The organism is Pseudomonas sp. LBUM1646 (genome assembly GCF_059716165.1).
Genome location: NZ_CP166810.1, coordinates 4,884,540 through 4,904,860, shown reverse-complemented (window position 1 = coordinate 4,904,860; position 20,321 = coordinate 4,884,540). Strand labels below are relative to the sequence as shown.

Annotated in this window: 15 protein-coding genes and 2 pseudogenes; 7 read left to right on the top strand and 10 right to left on the bottom strand. The window is 54.7% G+C overall.

Annotation, left to right across the window (positions count from 1 at the left end; genetic code table 11):
* Position 1: 1 nt before the first annotated feature.
* Positions 2-1,279: a DUF2254 domain-containing protein gene (locus ACA071_RS22270; RefSeq protein WP_497641126.1), complete on the bottom strand. Its 1,278-nt coding sequence runs from the start codon at positions 1,277-1,279 to the stop codon at positions 2-4.
* A gap of 228 nt (positions 1,280-1,507) precedes the next feature.
* On the opposite strand from ACA071_RS22270, the gene nhaA reads away from it, so the two are divergent.
* A complete protein-coding gene (gene nhaA / locus ACA071_RS22265) occupies positions 1,508-2,845 on the top strand; it encodes a Na+/H+ antiporter NhaA (protein WP_497641125.1) in 1,338 nt (445 codons plus the stop codon).
* A gap of 130 nt (positions 2,846-2,975) precedes the next feature.
* On the opposite strand, the gene ACA071_RS22260 is transcribed toward nhaA, so the two are convergent.
* The gene (locus ACA071_RS22260) at positions 2,976-6,326 is read right to left on the bottom strand and encodes an Ig-like domain-containing protein (protein ID WP_497641123.1); all 3,351 of its coding nucleotides are present in this window, start codon (positions 6,324-6,326) and stop codon (positions 2,976-2,978) included.
* Between the two features lie 743 nt (positions 6,327-7,069).
* Here ACA071_RS22260 and ACA071_RS22255 point away from each other — a divergent pair.
* The 3 genes and pseudogenes from ACA071_RS22255 (at position 7,070) to ACA071_RS22245 (ending at position 11,214) form a co-directional block, all read left to right on the top strand.
* Entirely contained in the window at positions 7,070-8,524 is a 1,455-nt protein-coding gene (locus ACA071_RS22255; protein WP_497641122.1) for a TrkH family potassium uptake protein, read from the top strand.
* Positions 8,525-8,954: 430 nt separating this feature from the next.
* Positions 8,955-9,625 (top strand): annotated as a pseudogene (locus ACA071_RS22250) (transposase); the annotation flags it as partial.
* 426 nt (positions 9,626-10,051) lie between these two features.
* Positions 10,052-11,214, top strand: a protein-coding gene (locus ACA071_RS22245; protein WP_497303756.1) for an IS3 family transposase whose coding sequence is annotated in 2 segments (ribosomal slippage) — positions 10,052-10,307 and positions 10,307-11,214 — 1,164 coding nt in all. Because the reading frame shifts where the segments join, the coding sequence is not laid out codon by codon here.
* Positions 11,215-12,053: 839 nt separating this feature from the next.
* On the opposite strand, the pseudogene ACA071_RS22240 reads toward ACA071_RS22245, so the two are convergent.
* The 7 genes and pseudogenes from ACA071_RS22240 to ACA071_RS22210 all read right to left on the bottom strand — a co-directional run bounded on the left by ACA071_RS22240 (position 12,054) and on the right by ACA071_RS22210 (position 16,184).
* Positions 12,054-12,255 (bottom strand): annotated as a pseudogene (locus ACA071_RS22240) (hypothetical protein).
* Between the two features lie 362 nt (positions 12,256-12,617).
* On the bottom strand, positions 12,618-13,364 hold the full coding sequence (locus ACA071_RS22235; protein ID WP_497345948.1) for a YkgJ family cysteine cluster protein: 747 nt from the start codon (positions 13,362-13,364) through the stop codon (positions 12,618-12,620).
* A gap of 232 nt (positions 13,365-13,596) precedes the next feature.
* Positions 13,597-14,070, bottom strand: a complete 474-nt coding sequence (locus tag ACA071_RS22230) for a DoxX family protein (protein ID WP_347802133.1) — start codon at positions 14,068-14,070, stop codon at positions 13,597-13,599.
* 20 nt (positions 14,071-14,090) lie between these two features.
* The gene (locus ACA071_RS22225; RefSeq protein ID WP_497345951.1) at positions 14,091-14,858 is read right to left on the bottom strand and encodes an HvfC/BufC family peptide modification chaperone; all 768 of its coding nucleotides are present in this window, start codon (positions 14,856-14,858) and stop codon (positions 14,091-14,093) included.
* Complete coding sequence (bufB, locus tag ACA071_RS22220; RefSeq protein ID WP_497641121.1) at positions 14,855-15,709, bottom strand: MNIO family bufferin maturase; 855 nt, start codon at positions 15,707-15,709, stop codon at positions 14,855-14,857. Before bufB ends, ACA071_RS22225 begins: the two co-directional genes overlap by 4 nt.
* Before the next feature lie 28 nt (positions 15,710-15,737).
* Positions 15,738-16,010: a BufA1 family periplasmic bufferin-type metallophore gene (locus ACA071_RS22215; protein WP_010461569.1), complete on the bottom strand. Its 273-nt coding sequence runs from the start codon at positions 16,008-16,010 to the stop codon at positions 15,738-15,740.
* A gap of 36 nt (positions 16,011-16,046) precedes the next feature.
* Positions 16,047-16,184 carry a hypothetical protein gene (locus ACA071_RS22210; RefSeq protein WP_161599957.1) on the bottom strand — a complete coding sequence of 46 codons (138 nt, stop codon included), beginning with the start codon at positions 16,182-16,184 and terminating at the stop codon, positions 16,047-16,049.
* Positions 16,185-16,259: 75 nt separating this feature from the next.
* On the opposite strand from ACA071_RS22210, the gene ACA071_RS22205 reads away from it, so the two are divergent.
* Entirely contained in the window at positions 16,260-16,832 is a 573-nt protein-coding gene (locus ACA071_RS22205; RefSeq protein WP_497641119.1) for a sigma-70 family RNA polymerase sigma factor, read from the top strand.
* Positions 16,829-17,470, top strand: a complete 642-nt coding sequence (locus ACA071_RS22200; protein WP_497641118.1) for a DUF1109 domain-containing protein — start codon at positions 16,829-16,831, stop codon at positions 17,468-17,470. The genes ACA071_RS22205 and ACA071_RS22200 overlap by 4 nt, the downstream gene beginning before the upstream one ends.
* A gap of 101 nt (positions 17,471-17,571) precedes the next feature.
* Here ACA071_RS22200 and ACA071_RS22195 read toward each other — a convergent pair whose 3' ends face one another.
* The gene (locus ACA071_RS22195; protein WP_497641117.1) at positions 17,572-18,594 is read right to left on the bottom strand and encodes a DUF4238 domain-containing protein; all 1,023 of its coding nucleotides are present in this window, start codon (positions 18,592-18,594) and stop codon (positions 17,572-17,574) included.
* A gap of 1,305 nt (positions 18,595-19,899) precedes the next feature.
* On the opposite strand from ACA071_RS22195, the gene ACA071_RS22190 reads away from it, so the two are divergent.
* Positions 19,900-20,211: a hypothetical protein gene (locus ACA071_RS22190; protein ID WP_497641115.1), complete on the top strand. Its 312-nt coding sequence runs from the start codon at positions 19,900-19,902 to the stop codon at positions 20,209-20,211.
* Positions 20,212-20,321 lie beyond the last annotated feature (110 nt).

Here is a 20,321-nt window from a genome sequence, read left to right as displayed (position 1 = left end):
TCTAGTGGACCAGTGTTCGGGCCAGTGCACTGAGCTTCGCCTGGTCTTCCGACAATGTGAGCGCATGTTCCGCTCGTTGGAGCAGTAGACTCATATGTCTGGTACAGGCACTTTTGAAAATATCCGGATTTATCTGCGCCAGACTGATCAGGGCCTTCATCAGTCGGACGTCCACTTCAATCAAGCTCGCACCATCTCTGGCGATGGGAGCGAAAAAATCGTCGAACAGGTCACCGACATCCAGTCCGTGCAGGAAGACTCGCTCGCACCCTGAACCTATTTCCGCCATCTGTTCTGTTGGTTTACCCCAGCAGGTAAGGCTCCTGACCCCGCGTCCCAGTACGTCAATTGCAGTTCCAGGATCATTGACCGCAGGCGACAAGGCTCGTGAGGCGATCTCCGACAGCACCGAAAGCCCGAACCGTGGATCGTGTTCAAAGGTTCGGCGTACGCCAATGGTCAAGGCACCCAGGATTTTTTCAGCGCAGGCCCCCGGATCTCCGATGTGTTCATTGCTTAAAATCACGACCTGGGCCAGACGCATGCCTTCATGCACAAAGCTGCCGGGAAGAATATCGAGATAAATCTGCGTCTCATGCTCTTCAGCAATCGCACCCAACGCATGCACATCGACGTGTTGGACATACCCGGTCTGAAGACTCGTAACGGCTTTCGCTGAGCACGGAACACTCCCATCGGCAGGGTAGGCGACGCCCCCCAGATAAGGCCATTCGACCCGATTTTGTATCGCATGGATGGTGGCCGCTTCGACGCGATCAATGGTTTCACCCACCCGCCCCAATCTCGATAGGTGATCGATCCAACGCAGAAGTGTGTACACGATCAGAATCACCACGCCGATGGTCACTGCAAAAAGCAGAACCCTTCCTTGCGCGCCATAGGCTCCAGTACTTAATGCAATGATTCCCACCAAGCTAAACAGAAATGAACCGATAAAGGTGGCGAGGGCATTTTGGGTAGTGCGGTCTTCCATCACCAGTGTGGTGGCGCGGGGTGTTACGCCACTGCTAGCGGCGCCGTAGGCCGTCACCATTGTGCTGAGCGAAAAGGTGGTCACGGCGAGCATGCTGGAGGCGATGATGCCCAAAATCTTGTCAACAGCGTCAGCGCCGATACGCGCTGGCAGTGAGGCGGGAATGTAGTCATTGAAGACAACGGCGAGCAATGCGGTCGCCACACCCAGTACAGAAAATAAACTGGCTCTGAACCAGAGCCGTTTCGTCATCTGATGTAGCAGCCAGCGCCAACGAGCGATCATCTTCAATACCTTTTATAGCGACGTCACTGGTCCACGATTCAAGTTCGGTCTGCCAATGCAACAACTCGATCACCTTTGATGGAGTGACATTGCCGGCGGAAGGTTCATTGGCGGAGTCATTTGCTTCCCGCTGTTAAGCTACCTATCATCGAGCCGGGTGCGTTGCTGCATACGGCACATCGCAGGTTAATGCTCAAACGTTGGTCGGGCCGCCAGCGGAGAGTTAATGTGCCTGATAAAAACTTGGCGTCCCCCTCTATTCCACTTCCCCAAGAGTTGACCGCACGCGCGCTGACAGCGATTGAGCGGTTTACCCATATCGAAGCCGTCAGCGGTGTCGTTCTATTACTCGCGGCATTGGTAGCGCTGATCTGGGCGAACAGCCCGATTGCCGACTCCTACGAGCATTTCTGGAACACCCAACTCACTTTAGGGCTAGGTGACTTCAAAGTCGCTTGCTCACTACACTTTTTAGTCAATGACGGCTTGATGGCAGTTTTCTTCCTTGTTGTTGGGGCGGAGATACGCCAGGAGATTCATGACGGTGCGCTTGCGAACTTCAAGTTGGCGACCCTGCCTCTAGGAGCCGCATTGGGCGGCGTCTTGGTGCCGGCGATCATTTACACGCTGTTCAATCATGGAACCGAGGGCAGTGCTGGGTGGGCCGTGCCGACGGCCACCGATATTGCATTCGCAGTAGGTGTTCTCGCGCTTTTGGGGAAGTCGATTCCAGGCGGTATTCGTGTTCTGTTATTGGCACTGGCCATCATCGACGACATTGTCGCCATCCTCATCATCGCCGTGTTCTATACCTCAACCTTGGACTATTTCGGCTTGGTGGTGGCGTTGAGCGGACTGGCTCTGGTGCTGGCTTTTCAGCGAATGGGCATTAGCAAGGCCTACGCGTACGTATTGCCTGGCGCCATTGTGTGGTTTGGTCTCCTGAAAACCGGTGTGCACCCAACGCTCGCTGGGGTCGTTCTCGGACTGATGACACCGACCAAATCTAAACCCACAACGGAACGCCCGCTAGATACCATCGGTCGTACGTTCCATGAACTAATGGATCGACTTGCCCAGTCCGGGAGTAGTCCGCAGGCAGTGGCGAAACCGCTGGAACAACTCCGGCACGCCCAGCGGGAAATACTGCCCCCAGTGCAGCGAGTCCAGGCAGGACTGCATTCATGGGTAGCTTTTGGGGTTATGCCTCTTTTCGCACTGGCAAACGCTGGGGTGAGTCTAGAGGGCAACAGCCTGGAAGATGCTGTCTCACTGAATGTATTCATTGGGGTTGTATTGGCACTGGTACTGGGCAAGCCTCTCGGAATCGTTTTGGCCAGCGTAACCCTCGTTAAACTCAAAATTTGTGAGCTACCTGAGGGCGTGACCTGGGCGGGTGTCGGCCTGGTGGGACTGCTGGCGGGTATCGGATTCACCATGTCCATTTTCATAGCGTCGTTAGCGTTCCCTGATCCGGCGTTACTCTCAACGGCGAAACTTAGCGTGCTCGCGGCGTCTGGCTTAGCCGCACTCATCGGATTGATTTGGGGGAAGCTGAAGTACTAAGCACATTTACTATGTGCCAGTTTGCAACGATGCAATCGCCACCCGGCAACGGCTGACTTGCCATTGCTCGGTGGCGATTACAAGCATGCCCAAATTCATACAAGTGGCGCAAAGCCCTCCTAAATACGGTTCAACGACTGCTGATGGGGGCAGTGGTGCTTTTTCCAAACGCCGAGCTTATGGTGACTGTTGGGCTCGGCGACGGACCGCTACCGGTGGTCGTCACCGACACCCGCCAGCGCGCACCCGTGCCGGTCGGGGTTAGAGTGGCCGTGCCGAGGCTCAGCGGCCCGGCGGTGGTCGAGGCCGTCGCCGTGATGCTGTTGCCCGTGCCTCGCGACGTCGTGCCTGCCAGGTCCCAGGTGTAGCGGCTGTTGCTGCGGGCGGTGACGGTGGCGCTGGTGACAACCAAGTCTTCGTTGACTGCTGCCGGTGCCGAGACCACCACGGACACCATTGCCGGTTCCGAGACGGCGTCCTTGGCGTCGCTGGCCTGATAGGCGAAGGTCGCGGTGAATGGCGCAGTGATGCTAGGCGGTGGCGTGTAGATTACATGCGCACCGTCTGTGATGACCGTGCCCATGCCCGAATCCGGCTGATTCAGGCCTACCACTTTGAGCGGTAGGTTGCCGTCCGGATCGGTGTCGTTGGCCAGCACATTGATGGTCACCGCTTGGCCGTTGGCGCTGGCGGCGCTGTCCGGGTTGGCGACGGGTTTTTTGTTCGAACCCTGATCGTCATCATCGTCATTGTTCTTCGCGTCCCCAGTGCGGAAGGTCGGCAGCGCGGCGGAGTTGACGTAGGTGACACCGTCCCATCCAGGCAGAGGCGTCGGCATCAACTGGAACTGCCCGGGATGCTCGATATCCCAACGCAGCAGCATCGAAGTGTCCTCGTGCTGAGTGTTGTGGCAGTGTTCCATGTAGGTCCCGGCGAATTCACGGAAGTGGATCGCCATTTCCACATCGACCGAACTGTCGATGCCCTGGCCGATGCGGTACACGTCCTTGCGTGCCCATTTTTCCCATTCCGGTGGTGCCTTGCCGTCGCGGCTGAGGATGATGCCTTCTTCGAAATGCACGTGTACCGGATGGTTCCAGCCGTTGCCGCCGTTCTTGATTTTCCACACTTCCAGCGTACCGTCGCCGACGTAGCCGCCATCGGTCGGGCCGTTGGCCAGTTGCGGGGCCGCGTTGAGTCGGCGTGGGTCCATGCTGTAGCCAAAACCGCCGTCGGTCTTGATGGTCCACGGAGCTTCGTCTGTGCCGTCGGAGCGGCCGAAGACGAACTCGCGGTGCCGCGCCAGTTTCAGCTTGGCCTGCACGGCTGGGTCATCGCGGTCGAGGGTCAGCGGGATCATGACTTTGCCGGCGGCTTTGCCCGGTTTGGCGGGCTCATATTCGGCAGGATTCATGCTGACATCTGTACCGGTGTAGGGCTGCACGATCATTTGCATGAACTTGCCCACTACCGGATCGCCCTTGTCCCACTCCGGACCTTTGCTGCCTTGCTTGATCACCGCTTTGTACTTCTCGGACAGCACGTCCGCGAGGCTCAGGGCGTTCTTCTCTGGACCCTTGCCGGTCTTGTGTTCCATCAGATTGACGAAGTACAGCTTGTCGCCGGTCTTAATCCCGTTTTTCGCAAAGTTGACGATGATGTCGAAGCGCTCGGCAATGCCTTGGGTGGGCAGGATCGCGTTGTGGTTCTGCTTATCCCCATCGCCGTCCAGATCCATGCTTCCGTCGAACGGCACAGCGTGTTCCATGATGTTGCCGTCGTTGCCGATCAAGTGAAAAGGCACGCGGGTATAAGACAGATTCGAGCCGGCCGGCCCTGGAAATTCGCCACCGTTGCCGGCGACTTCACGTACCAGGGCAATCCTCAAATAGCGCGACACCGAGCCGTTGAGAATGCGAAAACGGTAACTGCGTGCCCGTACCTTCAAGCGTGGCTGGTACTGCCAGTTGACCAGGATCTGATCGCCGAGAAAGCCGTCGGTATTGAATGGGTTGAACCACAACTGGCCGTTGGCATCCCAGGCCTTGTCGGCGACCACCAGGTTGACGTCGTAGTCGCGGTTGCCCCAGGGCATTGCCGAACCGCTGGGCAGGCGCAGGTTGACGCCGTCCTCGATAGCTTCGTTGCCGCGATCCAGAGCGCTGTAGTAGTTCATCATCACCGCGTTGCCCTTGTAGACGTTCTGTGCGGTGAAATCGAGCATGTGGTCGTGGAACCAATGGGTGCTCATGGTTTCGCGCCAGTCGCCACGAATCTTAATCGTGCCGTTTTCGCAGGTCTTCAGACCGGGGCTGGCGTCGTTGACGAACAGCTTCTCACCCGGTGCGCATGGGAACGCCGCCCGCGGGTCCTGCGCTTTGGTGTTGATGGTGTCGTAACCGGCCAGCTGTAGCGGCCAGCGATAGTCGTAGTACTGCCCCGGAAAGAAAAACGCGTTGGTGTAGCCGTCGCTTTCGGCCGGGGAGTGGCCATTGTGTTCGTGGGTGCTGATGGTGTGCAGGCCGAAGCCCATGTTGGCGGCCGGGTCTATCGGCAGGGCGTTGTAGTGACGCATCAGCACCGGTTGGCCGTAACGCACCATAAGTAATTTGGGCGGAAAGGTGCCGTCGAAGGTCCACAGTGCATTGTGATTCTGAACCGGCATGCTGGGGTGGAAACGGGTATCGATGCCTTTGGTCGTGCCCGTCGTGGTCGGAATGTCCGAGGTCTGGTAGTAGAGCCCGCCTGGCCCGAACTCACCGACGGCATAGTTGTGCAATTGCCGGCGGTCACGCATGCCGCTATTGAGCTTAGCGCCTGCTTGCACGGTTTTGAAGGCGACCTGTGGATAGAACTCGTTCCAGCGTTGATGCGACCAGCCTTTTCCCGGTGGCCGGCCCTCGGCCGGCGAACCCACCGGATGGCGGTTGAGGAAGGTTTCGATCTGCGCCTTCCAAGGGTTGCGGTCCAGCACGTTGGAGAACTGCGATGGAAACGGGTACAGCCCGGGCTGGCGCATGAAGGCTTCCAATGCCGAACTCGAAGGGCCGCTGCGGGCGACACTGTTCGGGTCTTGCTGCGGCAATGGGCCGACGGTGGGTACCGGGAATGTCAGTGGTGGTGCAGGCAGGGTGGGGTCGAGTTTTTCCGTACCGAACTCCTCGAACAGCAGCAATTGCTGGGTGTAAGGCTGGGCGCCGAACAACGGGCTGGGCTTGCCGTTGGTAGGGAAATTGAACGAGGTCTGAACGCTCGGCGGCAGTACGTTTTCGGCGCGCGGTGTGTTTCGGTCGCCGTACACGCCGTCGGGATAGGCGATTGCTCCCTGGTTGGCTTCGGGCAGGCCTTTGATGGCGTCCAACTCGGCAGCCGCTGCCAGCGGGTCGGCGGGAGGTGTGTAGTATGCTGAGGGGTCTGTCGTTGGCGGCTCGCTGACATCGTCAAGCGGTACCGCGTTGGCCGTGGCCAGGGTCACGAGCATCGCAGAGGTAAGGCCTGCCCTGCGTAAATAGCTCACTGAATGGATATGTTGTGTAGCAGATTTCATTTTATTCCCCTCGCGTCATGCCTATCGGCGAAACCCGCCATCCTGTTCAGTGACGGCAGATGCTGCGGTAGTGGGGAAATTGCAACTGTTAGGCCATCATCTGGCCTCGAAAAAAAAGTACTAATGAATTAGTAAGTTGTTTCAGAGTGTTTCTGCGCGCTTACAGAACATGATGGGGCATATTCCTATAAATTGGTGGGTCTTCCCCAACCAATGGGGGTAGTTCCCCAATTTTGGAAAAAATGATCAGTCTACAAAGCTCGGGGGAATCTGCTTGAAATTCTTCCCAACCCGCGATCCCCTCTAAACCTACAATTTCAATTGGAGCTGGGATTTGTCGGCGCAATGAATTAGCGGTTTTTTAGTCTGCTCATCGCAGTGGTGTAGCGACAGTTAGCTGTCGGAGCATTTTTCATAGATGGATTGCTTTGCTAAACGTGCTTTGGCAATATCGGCGACCTGTGCTCCTCAGTCGGTTCTCCATCCCTCTCATTTGGGAACTGTGTAGTAGGGGAGTACAGGCAAGCCCGGCCCTGTGCCGGGTTTTTTATTTGTAGGAAACATTACTCAATAACGTTGCAGATACTCTCCACTCGTTGGCTATGAGTTGGATGGTCGGTAGCGCTCTGAAGGCCTGATTGAAAGGCTTCGCAGCTTAAATCTGGCAGGCTATTTCTATGTCCATCGCGGCAATGCGGCTCATCGGCTTCATCCTAGGCATTTTTCTGATCACGCTGGCCGTAAGCATGGCTATTCCCATGATTACGCTGGTGGCCTATGAGCGTAGCGACGATCTGTCGGCCTTTCTCTGGTCGAGTTTGGTTACCTTCATCTGCGGCCTTCTTTTGATCGTGCGTGGGCGCCCTGATACTGGCCAGCTCCGTCCGAGGGATATGTACCTTTTGACGACTGGCAGTTGGGTGGTGGTCTGTACCTTCGCTGCGTTGCCAATGGTGTTTATCAGTCACATCAGTTACACCGACGCTTTCTTCGAAACGATGTCCGGCATCACAACCACGGGCTCAACTGTCCTGAGTGGTTTGGATACCGCTTCACCGGGATTGTTGATCTGGCGCTCGATGCTGCACTGGCTGGGGGGTATAGGCTTCATCGGCATGGCGGTGGCGATCCTTCCACTGTTGCGAGTGGGTGGCATGCGTCTTTTCCAGACAGAGTCCTCAGACTGGTCGGAGAAAGTGACACCGCGTTCTCATGTGGCAGCCAAGTACATCCTCTTTCTCTATCTGGGACTTACTGGCACCGGGGCTCTGGCACTCTGGATCGCTGGGATGACGCCGTTTGAAGCGGTCAACCACGCAATGTCTTTGATCTCTACTGGCGGATTTTCCACTTCGGACGCCTCGCTTGGGCATTGGACGCAGCCAGCGATTCACTGGGTAGCGGTGGTCATCATGATTCTGGGTAGCCTGCCCTTTACCTTGTACGTCGCAACATTGCGCGGCCATCGGCGTGTGTTACTGAAGGATCATCAGGTGCGCGGGTTTGTTGGGTTCCTGATCGTTACCTGGTTGGTAGTGGGAACCTGGTTGTGTTTCCACAGTGATTACACCTGGTGGGATGCCTTTCGCATCGTGGCTGTCAATGTGACCTCGGTCGTTACGACTACCGGCATCGCGGTAGGTGACTACACATTGTGGGGCAGTTTTTCCGTGTTGTTGTTTTTCTACCTGACCTTCGTCGGGGGATGCTCCGGCTCAACCGCCGGTGGCCTTAAAATTTTCCGCTTTCAGGTTGCCGCTGCGCTGCTCCTGAGTGGCTTGAAACAACTGATTCATCCCCGTGCGGTGATCCAGAAAAAGTACAACGGCCATTCCATCGATGAGGACGTCTTGCGTTCGCTGTTGACCTTCTCGTTTTTCTTCACAATTACTATTGCTGTGATCGCTTTGGGGTTAGCGTTGATTGGACTGGATTGGACGACTGCCTTGAGTGGGGCCGCCACCGCAGTATGCAATGTTGGGCCGGGGCTTGGCACGGTCATTGGGCCTGCGGGCAATTTTGCTTCGTTGCCTGACGCTGCTAAGTGGCTGCTGACCGTCGGCATGCTGCTTGGGCGGTTGGAAATTCTGACGGTGCTGGTGATTTTGACACCTGTGTTCTGGAGATATTGATCGCTTCGCCTTTGAGTCGCCAGGAAGCCCGTTTACCACGTCCTAGCGTCCGGATTCGCAATACCAGTTGTGACAATTTCATCGGGTGCGTTAGCGAGAAGCTCAACATAGTCCAGCTATCCAAATCTTTTAATCTTCCAATTGGTTTGCCTTGATACATTGTGTATTGCTGCGCAATACTGGGCCAAGACCAAAGGATTTGGTTCCCCTTCGACAAAAAGCCCGCCATACGCGGGCTTTTTGTCGTCTGGATATTCGTTAGCCTGTCGGCAAATACTGAATCGCCCCCGCTTCGCCGGTTCTGACGGGCAGCTATTGGTCGATTCTGTTGAAAAAGTAGCTCCCCTCTCTGGCCTGCGGCAAAATCTCAACATTGGCCAGCAGGGAAGCACGCAGCATGATGGGACAGTTATCGAGTGGGTAGGACCGACTGTTTTACTCGTTCAACCTTGAAGATCACATCCCAGCAAATCACCTTCTGCGCAGCATTGATCAGTGTCTTGATATGAGCGATTTGCGCCATTACCTCGGCGATTTCTACATCCCAATTGGGCGTCCTTCAATTGATCCCGAGCTGATGATCCGCATGTTGATCGTGGGCTGCGCGAAGAAACCCATCTGAACCCGGCGTATCTCAGGTTCTGCCGGTTGAGCCTTGAAGATGAAGTCCCCAACCACTCGACCTTTTCCAAAAATCGACACGGCCGTTTTCGGAACAGCGATCTGTTTCGCTGGTTGTTTAATGAAGTGCGGCGTCGCTGCATGGGCGCTGGCCTGGTCAAGAGCGAGGGCTTCGCCTTGGACACCAGCACCATCAAAGCGGATGCGAGTCGGCAGCGCGGTGTACCGGGTGATGAACCGGTAAACTGGAGCGATTCGGCCCTGAGCACTCGCGCCGTGCATGAGTATCTTGAGGCGCTCGATGAAAAGGCTCTGGCCGAAATGCTACCGATGCGCCTGTCGCTGACGGATCTTCAAGCCCGCTGGACCGGTGCTCCAGGTGGCCCAGCTTTCTACGCTTACTCCACGAATTATCTGATCTATACCGAGCACGGTGTCATCGTGGATGTGGAACCCACACAGGCTCATCGGACGGCCGAGGGCAAGGGGGGATCAGTCACGGTGCGTGGTTGCTATCCGAGCCAAAGCCGTCGCTCAGCCCTTGCGCAATGCTACCTCGCTTTGAGTGGAGGGAAAGTGTTTACCTGACGTTCTAGCCTGCCTAAGATGAAGCCGGTTGTCTTGCGGATCAACGCGATGATGAAACTGATGTCACACTGATCCTATATAGGAACAACAACTCGTAATTCAGAGCCATGACTGGTGTACCTCTATAATGAACAACCTAGACGACTATCGCTTCCAGTCCCACGAGCTTTTGCTTGAGCTTGATGCAGCCACCACCAATCTTATGATGCTTGTATCGGCACGACAGTTGGAGGGGACCTTGTGGAATGAAGCTATGTAGTGGTCTAATGAAACCGGACACCCATTTAGGTGAGAATGCTCGCCAGATCGAGGTGTCAAATGACCAAACAACGCCGTTCCTTTTCTGCTGAATTCAAACGCGAGGCTGCCGACCTCGTGCTCAAACAAAACTACAGCTACATCGAAGCCAGCCGTTCACTCGGCGTCGGCGAGTCGGCCCTGCGCCGCTGGGTTGATCAGGTTCAGCAGGAGCGCCAAGGCGTCACTCCGCAGAGCAAAGCGCTGACCCCGGAACAGCAGAAAATCCAGGAGCTGGAAGCCCGGATCGCCCGCCTTGAACGGGAAAAATCGATATTAAAAAAGGCTACCGCGCTCTTGATGTCGGAAGATCACGAGCGTACGCGCTGATCAATCAGCTGAGCGTCCATGAGCCGATTGATTGGCTGTGCAAGGTGTTTGAAGTCACCCGTTCGTGCTACTACGCCCAGCACCTTAGGCGCCGAACGCCTGATGTCGAACGGCTTCGGTTGCGCAGCCGGGTGAGCGAGCTGTTCTCGCAAAGTCGCAGTGCTGCGGGCAGCCGCAGCATCCTGTCGCTGATGCGTGACGACGGTGAGCAGCTCGGTCGATTCAAAGTGCGCAGCCTGATGCGTGAGCTTGACCTCGTCAGTAAACAGCCCGGATCACATGCCTATAAACGAGCGACGGTTGAACGGTTGGATATCCCGAACATCTTGAATCGGGAGTTCGATGTTCCGGCACCCAACCAGGTGTGGTGCGGCGACATCACCTACATCTGGGCCCAGGGGAAATGGCATTACCTGGCTGTCGTGCTGGATCTTTGCACGCGCCGGGTGGTGGGCTGGGCGTTGTCGGAAAAGCCGGACGCCGATCTGGTTATCAAGGCGCTGGATATGGCTTACGAGCAGCGCGGAAGACCTCAGGGCCTGCTGTTTCACTCGGATCAAGGGTCGCAGTATGCGAGTCGTTTATTTCGCCAGCGGCTGTGGCGTTATCGCATGCGCCAGAGCATGAGTCGCCGGGGGAATTGCTGGGACAACGCGCCAATGGAGCGCGTGTTCCGCAGCTTGAAAACGGAATGGATACCGACCACGGGTTACCGAACGGCTCAAGAAGCCCAGCGCGATATCAGCCATTTCTTGATGCATCGGTACAACTGGGTTCGACCCCATCAATTCAATGGTGGGCTGGCGCCAGCTCGGGCCGAAGAAAAACTTAACGTCGTGTCCGGGATTAGTTGACCACTACACTACCTATCGCCAGAAGCTGGCGTATGAGGCGTGGGCTACTTTTCTTAACTCCCCCAAAATTGATCCGATGCCTATGCTAGATGGGCGGGCCACAGGTAGCTATGGACCGTCGGCGGACTGAGAAGTCTTCTATTAGTCAAAGATGTCTAAGACGAACACTCAAAGCTACCTATACCCATTGACCGAGCTTTTTGCAGATGGCATTCACACGACGCCGTTAGTGATATGCCAGCGGCCATTTCAATCAATCAAATCCTCGTTTGCCGTCATAGGTCACCACTCAGATCTTTACACCCTTACTGGATCGATTGGCAGATTGTGGTCGAAATTCTAGAGTTTGTGCGCAGTGCTATGGAGGTCCCACGGTGGTCGCAGTCAGGACATTGAGCTGAATAGTTGCTCTGAGTTTTTCAATTCGCACGCAGCCTCCGCTTCATCTCGCGTCGGAAATGACAGGTGAAGACGACACTTTTCCTTGTTGTCGTAGATGCTGTAGCCACAAGGCGCCATGCTGGAGTAGAAGCGAGCACCATCACGTACCGATCCAGTCTCGGTAGGTATCGCCGGAACGACAACAAATCTCGATACCATGTCATCACCTATATTTTTATCCTCGCTTAAGTTTTAGCGGCATATAGCTAGTACATCAAACCTTTCTCAATTGGAGTCGACGGGTGGGTGCCTTGCCCTGCAAGATGGTGTATCGCCCTGACAGTAATCCCGACCTGAAACTCTAAGGGTTGCATCGCTCGCTTGGCGACCGGCGTACAGGCCCATAGCTGCCGGTCAGCAATAGCTGAAATTGGCCGATTGCTGTATTTCAATAGAAGTCATTCAGATGTCATGAGTACCGCTAACGTCATGTTAATGAACTCTTCGTTCTTGCTGATCGTTGCCAGCGCACTGCGCACATTGCCTCCAACCTCATCTGAGCCGCGCTCCTCGACCCACAGCGTCAGTCCAAAGGGCTAACTGGTTCTGATCAATCTTGCCTGATGGGGAAGGGGGTAGGTCTGCGACAACGCTGGCCACTGATGACGGCTGAGCAGATCTTCCATTGCTACACGTACCGTGAAAATGATGAGTATCGCGCTGAGCTTAAAGAGTTGCTGGAGAATTTGCTGAAGCTAGTCGTGCGAGTTTCGCGATGGCTAATCCATGGCGGAGGTCTGCTTTCGGCCAATTCGGAGAATTGGCGTTTTTGTCGCTTTCCTGTCAGGGGGCGTCTGCTCAACTACTTGTGAAAATGATCAACTATTCTGTGAAGCTACAGCTGCCCGTCCGGAGGACTGCAATCAACCCGTGTGGCCTCTTGGTCATATTGCGTGAAAAATAAACGCGCGAGTACGCACAGTAGTTCGGTATTGATGAGCGAACTCTGCGTTAAAGGCGGTTCATAAAACATGAAAGATGTACTCGGCGGACTCGTTGGCAGCCAGAGACACGTCCGATGCGGTCAATCGCTCGCGCAGCGATAAATCATCGACCCGCACCTGCCACTCGCAGCTTGGATCTTCCTCAAGAGTACTTTTGACGCGGTGTATCGCTTCGAGCAGTTTTTCTCGTGGTGGAAAGTAAACGGCCAGCGCGTTGTCTTTCCAACTCGCCACATTCAGGCCCAGTTGCGCGCAGATGGCGATTTTGCTTGATGCATCGGCTCTGTCTGCTTGTCGAGATTGATTGACGAGTGCTTCCAGAGCCGGATCTGTACGCCCATCTGTGCAGAGAATGTCGTCGCTCTCCCACGCCTGTGGCGGGCACGCTTTGTTATCTTGACGTAACGCGATGAATGGGTTGATTTCCATCGGATAAATGCGGCAAACCAGGGGGCGTTCTTCGTAGATGCCGCAAAGATTGTCAGCTCTGAGATTAGGGCATTGCTCAAGTGCTTTGCCGGCAAACACAGCGATGACCTGTATCTGGGTCTTACCACAATTTACACTTACAGATCGGCCTTTGGCGTGGGCAAACTCCGCTGATGAATGAGGCCAACTTGATTCATCAAAGGCCTCAAGAATCACCGCGATGTCGTGACCGCGGTTTAACCATTGTTGTGCCTCAGCCAATGTCAGCGGTATCAGTCGGCCCTTGCAGCAAATACCGCAGCCTACACAGGAGAATCGTACGATGTTGCTTTGCATATTTTTCACCGGTATGTAGAAATTGGTTGAAGATAGATCGGCTGTATTCGCTTATTTAGTTGCGTATTGCCTACGCAATGCGCGTGCGTGCCCTGCGCTTGCCCACATGAGGCAGCCTCAGGATTGTTAACCAGTACAAAGGCGTGCTCTTGGAATGACGGCGAACTTCACGCTGATGTGGGCGATAACTACTCGCAAACTCCTGCTAGAGAGTTCCCCATACGTGAATGGATCACCGGATGCCCAGTCTGCGATCCAGCGAAAGTGCTCCTGCACCGCGTGCGATGATGATTAGCAGCAATCCCGCCCAAGACAGGTGCGTCGGCCAGGCATCGGGGTAAACGAAAACCTCAATGACAAAGGTCATACCCAGCAACGCCAAGGCGGATAGACGGGTGAACAGCCCGAGGACCAACAGCAGTGGAAATAGGTGCTCGCTGTAGGTCGAAAGGTGTGCTGCCAGTTCTGGAGAGATCACAGGCAAGGCGTATTCCGTACGGAACAGTTCGTAGGTACTCGGCGTAATCGTCAGAACGTCGCTGACTTTAGTGCGCCCGGACATGAAGAAAATGGCGGCGATGGCGATGCGCGCCACCAACACCAGAAACGAATCGCTGATCAGATTGCCCAAACGGGTTGCAAAGCGATTCCAGAGGCCACGCAGGGAATTGTCGGCGGCAGGTGAGCGGGTGTTGATGGTATCCATGCTGTGCTCCGTTGATGGCTTCAGTAACTAGTTGTCAGGAGTTCCGCCGTTACAAACGCGTCAGCACTCACCAGGCGAATAATGAGGTTTTCCAGGTTCAGGTCAGACTCGACATCAATGGCCCAGTCAGCGGCGACATCGAGGGGCAGGTGGGCCGCGCAGGCGTCGAGAAAGGCACAGTCTGCGGCGCTGGCAGCTTGCCAATACACGCGGCCGGCCTTGCGTGTCAGTAGTGCACCTTCACCTTGCCATTCGAGTTTTTCAGGCATTTCCCGTTGTTCACGATTGACGCACCAGATCGTGTAGGCGGGACAGTCCGGCAACCAGACCCAACGGGCGGTGTCCCGTGGTTTAAGCCGCAAGTTGCCCAATTCCGTAGCGGGAATCTGCGCCAAATCGTTCAGCCCAAGACCAGGCTCATCAGCGGCGCAATGAACCTGTGTCCAGAGCAGGTCCAGACGGGCGACGTCGCCCAGATACGGCATGTCTTGCGCGTGCTCGAATTTGTCGAGAAAGTCGGGGAAGCCCGCTCCGTAATTCAGTAAACGTGCATCTGTTGGCGGTGAAAGCCGGGCATGTATGGCGGCGGCGCTTTTAAGCCAGTCAGTTCCCACCAGGCGCTCTACGGTAGGGAAGTTGGCTAGCAACGCATCCGTCGTGCCTTTGAGTACGGTATTGCGATAGACCGCAAAGCCTGGTTGTTGGGTCAGCGAATCCATCGTGGATGATCCAGTGCCGTATAACGCATCGACGAAGGCATCCTGAAAGCTTGCGAGAGAGGGCTTCATATCGCCACCTTCATTCGCTGATTTTGCCCAAGGTTCAATAACGTCTGCGCTCGGTTGCGCTCGGCCAGTAAAACGTCGAAAGCGGGGATATGGTCGTCGCGTTCGATCAGTGTCGGACGCTGGCCGATCCGCTCGATCAGCCGCTGGTAGAGCGACCAGACATCTTCGGCGACAGGGGCATCATGGCTGTCGATCAGTAACGAGGATTCACCCGGATCCTTGGTGAACCCCGCCAGATGAATCTCCATGATGGCGTCGGCCGCAAAGGCATCCAGATAATCGGCGGCGTTAAAACCCAGGTTGTGCGCACTGATGTGCACGTTGTTGACGTCCAGCAACAAGCCGCAGCCAGTCACCGTGCTCAATTCGGTGAGAAATTCCAGTTCGCTGTAGTCATGCCCGTCCAGGTGCAAATAATGGGTCGGGTTTTCGATGGCAATGCGACGTCCGAGGGCGTCTTGTGTGCGCTGGATATTGCTTGCTATACGTTGTAACGCTTCATTTGTTCGGGGAAAAGGCAACAGGTCGGGGTGGTATTGGTCGCGCCAGGCTGACCATGCCAGGTGCTCGGAAATCAGTGCCGGTTGAACGCGATCAGCGAGCTGTTTCAGGCGCTTCAAGTGCTCCGGGTCCGGCGGGCAATCGGCCGCCAGCGAAAGTGACACCCCGTGCAACGACAATGGGTGCCGCTCGCCAATGGCCTCCAGCCATGCCAGACGGGGGCCGCCACCAACCATGTAGTTTTCCGGATGAACTTCGAACCAGAGACCTTCGACCGTGCAGTCGTGGGCCTCTTGGTAATGGTTCGGTTTGAGGCCAAGTCCGGCCCCGATCTGGAATGCCTTGTTCATGATAAGTACGTGCCCCGTGGCGTTGACGTTACATTGGTGTGAGGGTGCCGGTGCCTTTTGGTGTCTTGATGGTGGTGCAAGTGCCAGCGGGAACGTTTTTCCAGGCATTCGGCTGGTAATCCATTTTTGCCGTACCTGCGCATGTGGTACCTGCACCGGCCTTGCAATCGTTGTGACCGGCCATGGCGACGCCGTAGCATTTTTCCATGGCGCCTGCGGCGGCTGGGGTCTCGGCGGCAATGGCGCCGGCAGCAAAGGAGGAAAAGGCAACGGCGATGGCAGCAAGCTTCAGATTGTTCATGGTTATTCTCCGGGATCATGAGGGTGGGTCGTCGCATCAGTGCAGGAGTGCGCTGTGCTTCAGATCCGAAAGGTAGTTCGCTGAGTTTTCAAATCCGGTTACAGCCATCGCAAAATATTTTTTAGAACCGCAAAATGAATCTGCTTGTTGCCTTATGCCTTTGGCGGCAAGCATGATCCATCGCCCGTTATTGGCGCTGGCGTTATGCAAGTACAGAATATTTTCATCCTCGTGTAACCAGAGTGGACGATGGAACGAACTACACATAACGACGCATTGCGCAGCCGGGAAATTCATCTTCAGACTTTGTTCCTCGCGGGCCTGGGTGGAGACGAGCGGGCTTATGGCACTTTCCTCAAGGAGCTGAGTGGTCATATACGCGGCTTTGTTCGAACCCGACTTCAGCGGCAACCGGGTGAAGTCGAGGATTTGCTGCAAGAGGTTTTGCTGGCCGTCCATAACGGTCGACAAACGTACCGTGCGGACCAACCGCTGACGGCCTGGGTGTTTGCCATCACCCGCTACAAACTCACGGACTTTTTTCGTGGCAGGTCGCGCAATGAAGTGCTCAATGACTCGCTCGACGATGTGGCGGAGCTGTTTGCCGAGCCTCATCTGGAGCCGGAGCAGGCCCATCGCGACCTCGGCAAGTTACTTGAGCAACTGCCTGACCGGCAGCGTTTGCCGATTCAGCAGGTGAAGCTTGAAGGCTTGTCGGTCGCCGAGTCCGCGCAAATGACCGGGCTTTCGGAGTCAGCGGTAAAGATTGGCATCCATCGCGGGCTTAAGGCGTTGGCCGACAGGATTAGAGGTACACGATGAAAACTGACGATCTTATTTCCATGCTGGCGACTGGTGTTACACCGGTCGACCGGCATGCGCTCGCAAAGCGCTTCGGCGTCGCGGTGCTGGTCGGTCTGATAACGGCCTTCTTGCTGGTGTTGGTCATGTTTGGCGCACGTCCGGATCTGGCCGAAGTGGCGGCAACTCCGATTTTCTGGGCAAAGATTGCCTTGCCCCTGTGCCTGATGGTCGGCGCGTTGAGCCAGGTTGTGCGCCTGGCGAGGCCCGGAGTTACGCCAGGCGCCGGACAACTGCTTGTTATTGCTGCGGTTGCAGCGGTGTGGGCTGGCGCCCTCTATGTCCTGATGACAGCAGCCCCGGACGTGCGTGCTTCGATGATCTTCGGTAAAACCTGGCGCTTGTGTACGCTGAACATCACCTTGCTTTCGATTCCGGGGTTCTTTGCGGTCTTTTGGGCGCTGCGCGGGTTGGCACCCACTCGCCTGAGACTGGCCGGCGCCTGCGGCGGACTGCTTTCAGGGGCGATGGCTACCATCGCCTATTGCCTGCATTGCCCTGAAATGGAAGTCCCGTTCTGGGGCGTCTGGTACTTGCTTGGCATGTTGATACCAACCGTTATCGGTGCGCTGCTCGGACCGCGCTGGCTTCAATGGTAGTGGGGTTGAAAGTCGCTAGTTATACAGCGACCCCACAACTGACCATCGTCGCAAATTTGAGATGAGTACATTATTGCCAGCTCACATCCCAGAGTGACAATTTATCGCTTTAGCTCTATTTCGGCTTGGCACTGAGAGCGATGCCAGTTCTGCCAGGTCTCCAGTTCATTTTCATAGGTCTTCGGGCAGACAAGCCTGGGTCTAATCAAGTGGATATCACTAGGGGCTTGAGCGAATACATATCGATCAGCGTGCTCGATTATGATCTTTCGTATCAGCCAATAGGTCTTAACATCAGGTGTCGTACCTCGACGCCATGCTCTGTTACCAATGGACGTGTGAAGAAGGTGCTTCGGACTCAAAGGCAGGAGTATGTCTCCGTTCTTGACTCCCCAACCTCCACCAAAGTCATAGTTTTTTGAGTCTTGGAAATTAAGACGTATTAGTGGATTGTCTGATGTTGGCCATGACATGCCAGGCGGAGCATGCAAAATTGTCCACTTGTGGGCCGGTATGCGGCCTAGTGTTTTCGTTAACACGTGCCTCATCTGCCATATCCACAATCGTCTACCAATGATGGTCTCGGCTTTTACCTGTCCGCCGCCGTCGGGCAGCGGCTCGATTGATATCTTGAAAAGGGAGAGAGCATCACGATCTTCCAAGTCACTCGGTAGCAGCTCGTTTCTTCCAACTGATTCTTCCATTTCACGGACTGAACGTTGCATGGTCTCATCCATCAACGCTTCCAATGTCGCGTTCTGGGTTCGAATGAATTGCCTAAGGCGAGCGGGAGTGCGGACATCTAAGGCTACCGCGAAACGTACCAGCCGCCTCCAATGCTCAGGGAAAAGGCGGTCTTCACTGACAACTCGGCGGATGGAGTCTTCAGCAGGATTTTCAAATTCACTGTCGAGCCAGCGTTCGAACTCATCCGTCTCTTCTTGCCCTGCCAAGTAGGTGTAGAGATGTTGATGGAAGGCGATCCCTTTCAGGGATTGCTCCCTCCAGAGGGGTACGTTTTCATTCTGTACCAGCAAACGATAAGTGGGGATTTTGCCGTTGTTCGCCCATTGCTTCAGGTAGAGCTTCGGTACGTAGTGATTGTCTTTGCGTAGTTGCGGCATTCCAAGATCTCGCAAATTTGAAGAATCCGTCCAGTGCGATCATATCTGTTACAGATGGTTGGCTGGTTGAATTCACTCTTGGTTTTTGGAGTCAACGAAACCGTTTTTTACTGATTGTCGCCTTCCACGAAGGGCTGTAATCGACCCAAAGATGCCAGTCATTTGTGTCGGCAAAATCAGGGGCAAATCAATCGCCACTGTGTTGAAGGCCAGTGAGGAAAATGGTAGTCCCACCGTTGCGGTAATCGCAGTGAGGCGGAAAAGCCTTTGAGAGGAGGAAGGGACATGGGGAGATCCTGAGAATCGCGGCGTACGGGTAAACAAGTGGGTGGAGCGTCTACCCAACTAAAACGGAAGATGCTCGATCTCTTATTGATGGAATCGTTGATGACGAGCTTACGACCTGATTTGAATCGACATAACGGCATAAAATCGGATTCAAATAAAACATTTATAGTTATTACCAACACAAAATTGATGATTGGGGTAGAAGGGGCTAAGGCGATCCGCTTTAGTGTATGGAATGGTTGAAAAGTAAAATTTAGATTGCATACCACCTCAAAAAAATCAGCTATTCTGAATGGGGTAATTAAAAAATACTGTCGATATTTACTGGGCTGCTGAATATGCAAGTCCGGTATTCGGAGGGTTGTATGACAAGGCGGATTATTACATCGATAGACAAATCGTTATACGAGATTATTCTACGTACTGTACCAAGAGTGGCCCATGGATTCGCTAGCGAGTTGGATGAGCCTCCCCCTCAGAGACCTAAAGCTCCGAAAACAGATGACTATTCCTCAAGATTGCTGAAATTAATACCGGCCGATGTGGTCGCTGTGTTTGTAACAATCGATGGTATAATTAAAAGCTCTGCGGAGAACTCAATTCCCTCAGTTGTATACTGGATTATATTTGCTTTCTTGCTTGTTGGTACGTATTTTTACACGATTTATATATCAAAGCTCCCTATGCTTCCTTCTGCTCATTTACAGGCAACGATTTCTACTGCTTCGTTCGCGGTCTGGGTCTTTGCGCTTGGGGGACCATTCTTGTATGCCAAACTATCATGGTACTTACCTGTTTATGGTGCGTTACTTCTACCACTGTATACATTTTTTGTTCCGATACTATTTGCGGTAATAAAAGACAAAAAAGGAGGTGATTGATAAGATCTCTGTATGAGCGATTTTCGTCGCAGGGTTAATAACGTTTGAATAATCATTGACGGCTATGCTGTGGTTACATCACGCCGTAGAGGTCGGTGGGGTACGCTTACCAATTACTACAAGGTAAATGACAGCCATGAATGCCTTATCGATATTTTCAGCGCTGAAGGACGCTATCCAGCATGCGTGCCAGGCCAGGGAATTCGGCGGAGTGCTCCGGATCGCCGGATCTACTGGCATGCGGGGAGGGGAGGATAAACGCTCGATCACGATACTACGATACGAGTACAAATTTTCGGATTCGGACGGTAATTCTGTCGAGCTTTCCTTCCGCTCCTACGATCCGAGTGGTCCGTTCCAAATGGAGCCAGACATCAATCGTTTCAACCTCACCTTGACAGTTGATGGACGTCAAGCGGGTCAATATAGCGACAGCTATATAGATTGACCCCAAGCTATTAGGCCTCACTGTCGGGCTAAGCTTGCTGCCAGACGGTGAAGCCGCGCATAGCTCCGTCAGCTGGCTCGTCGGTAGGAGAAGGTGCTTATGCCTAATCG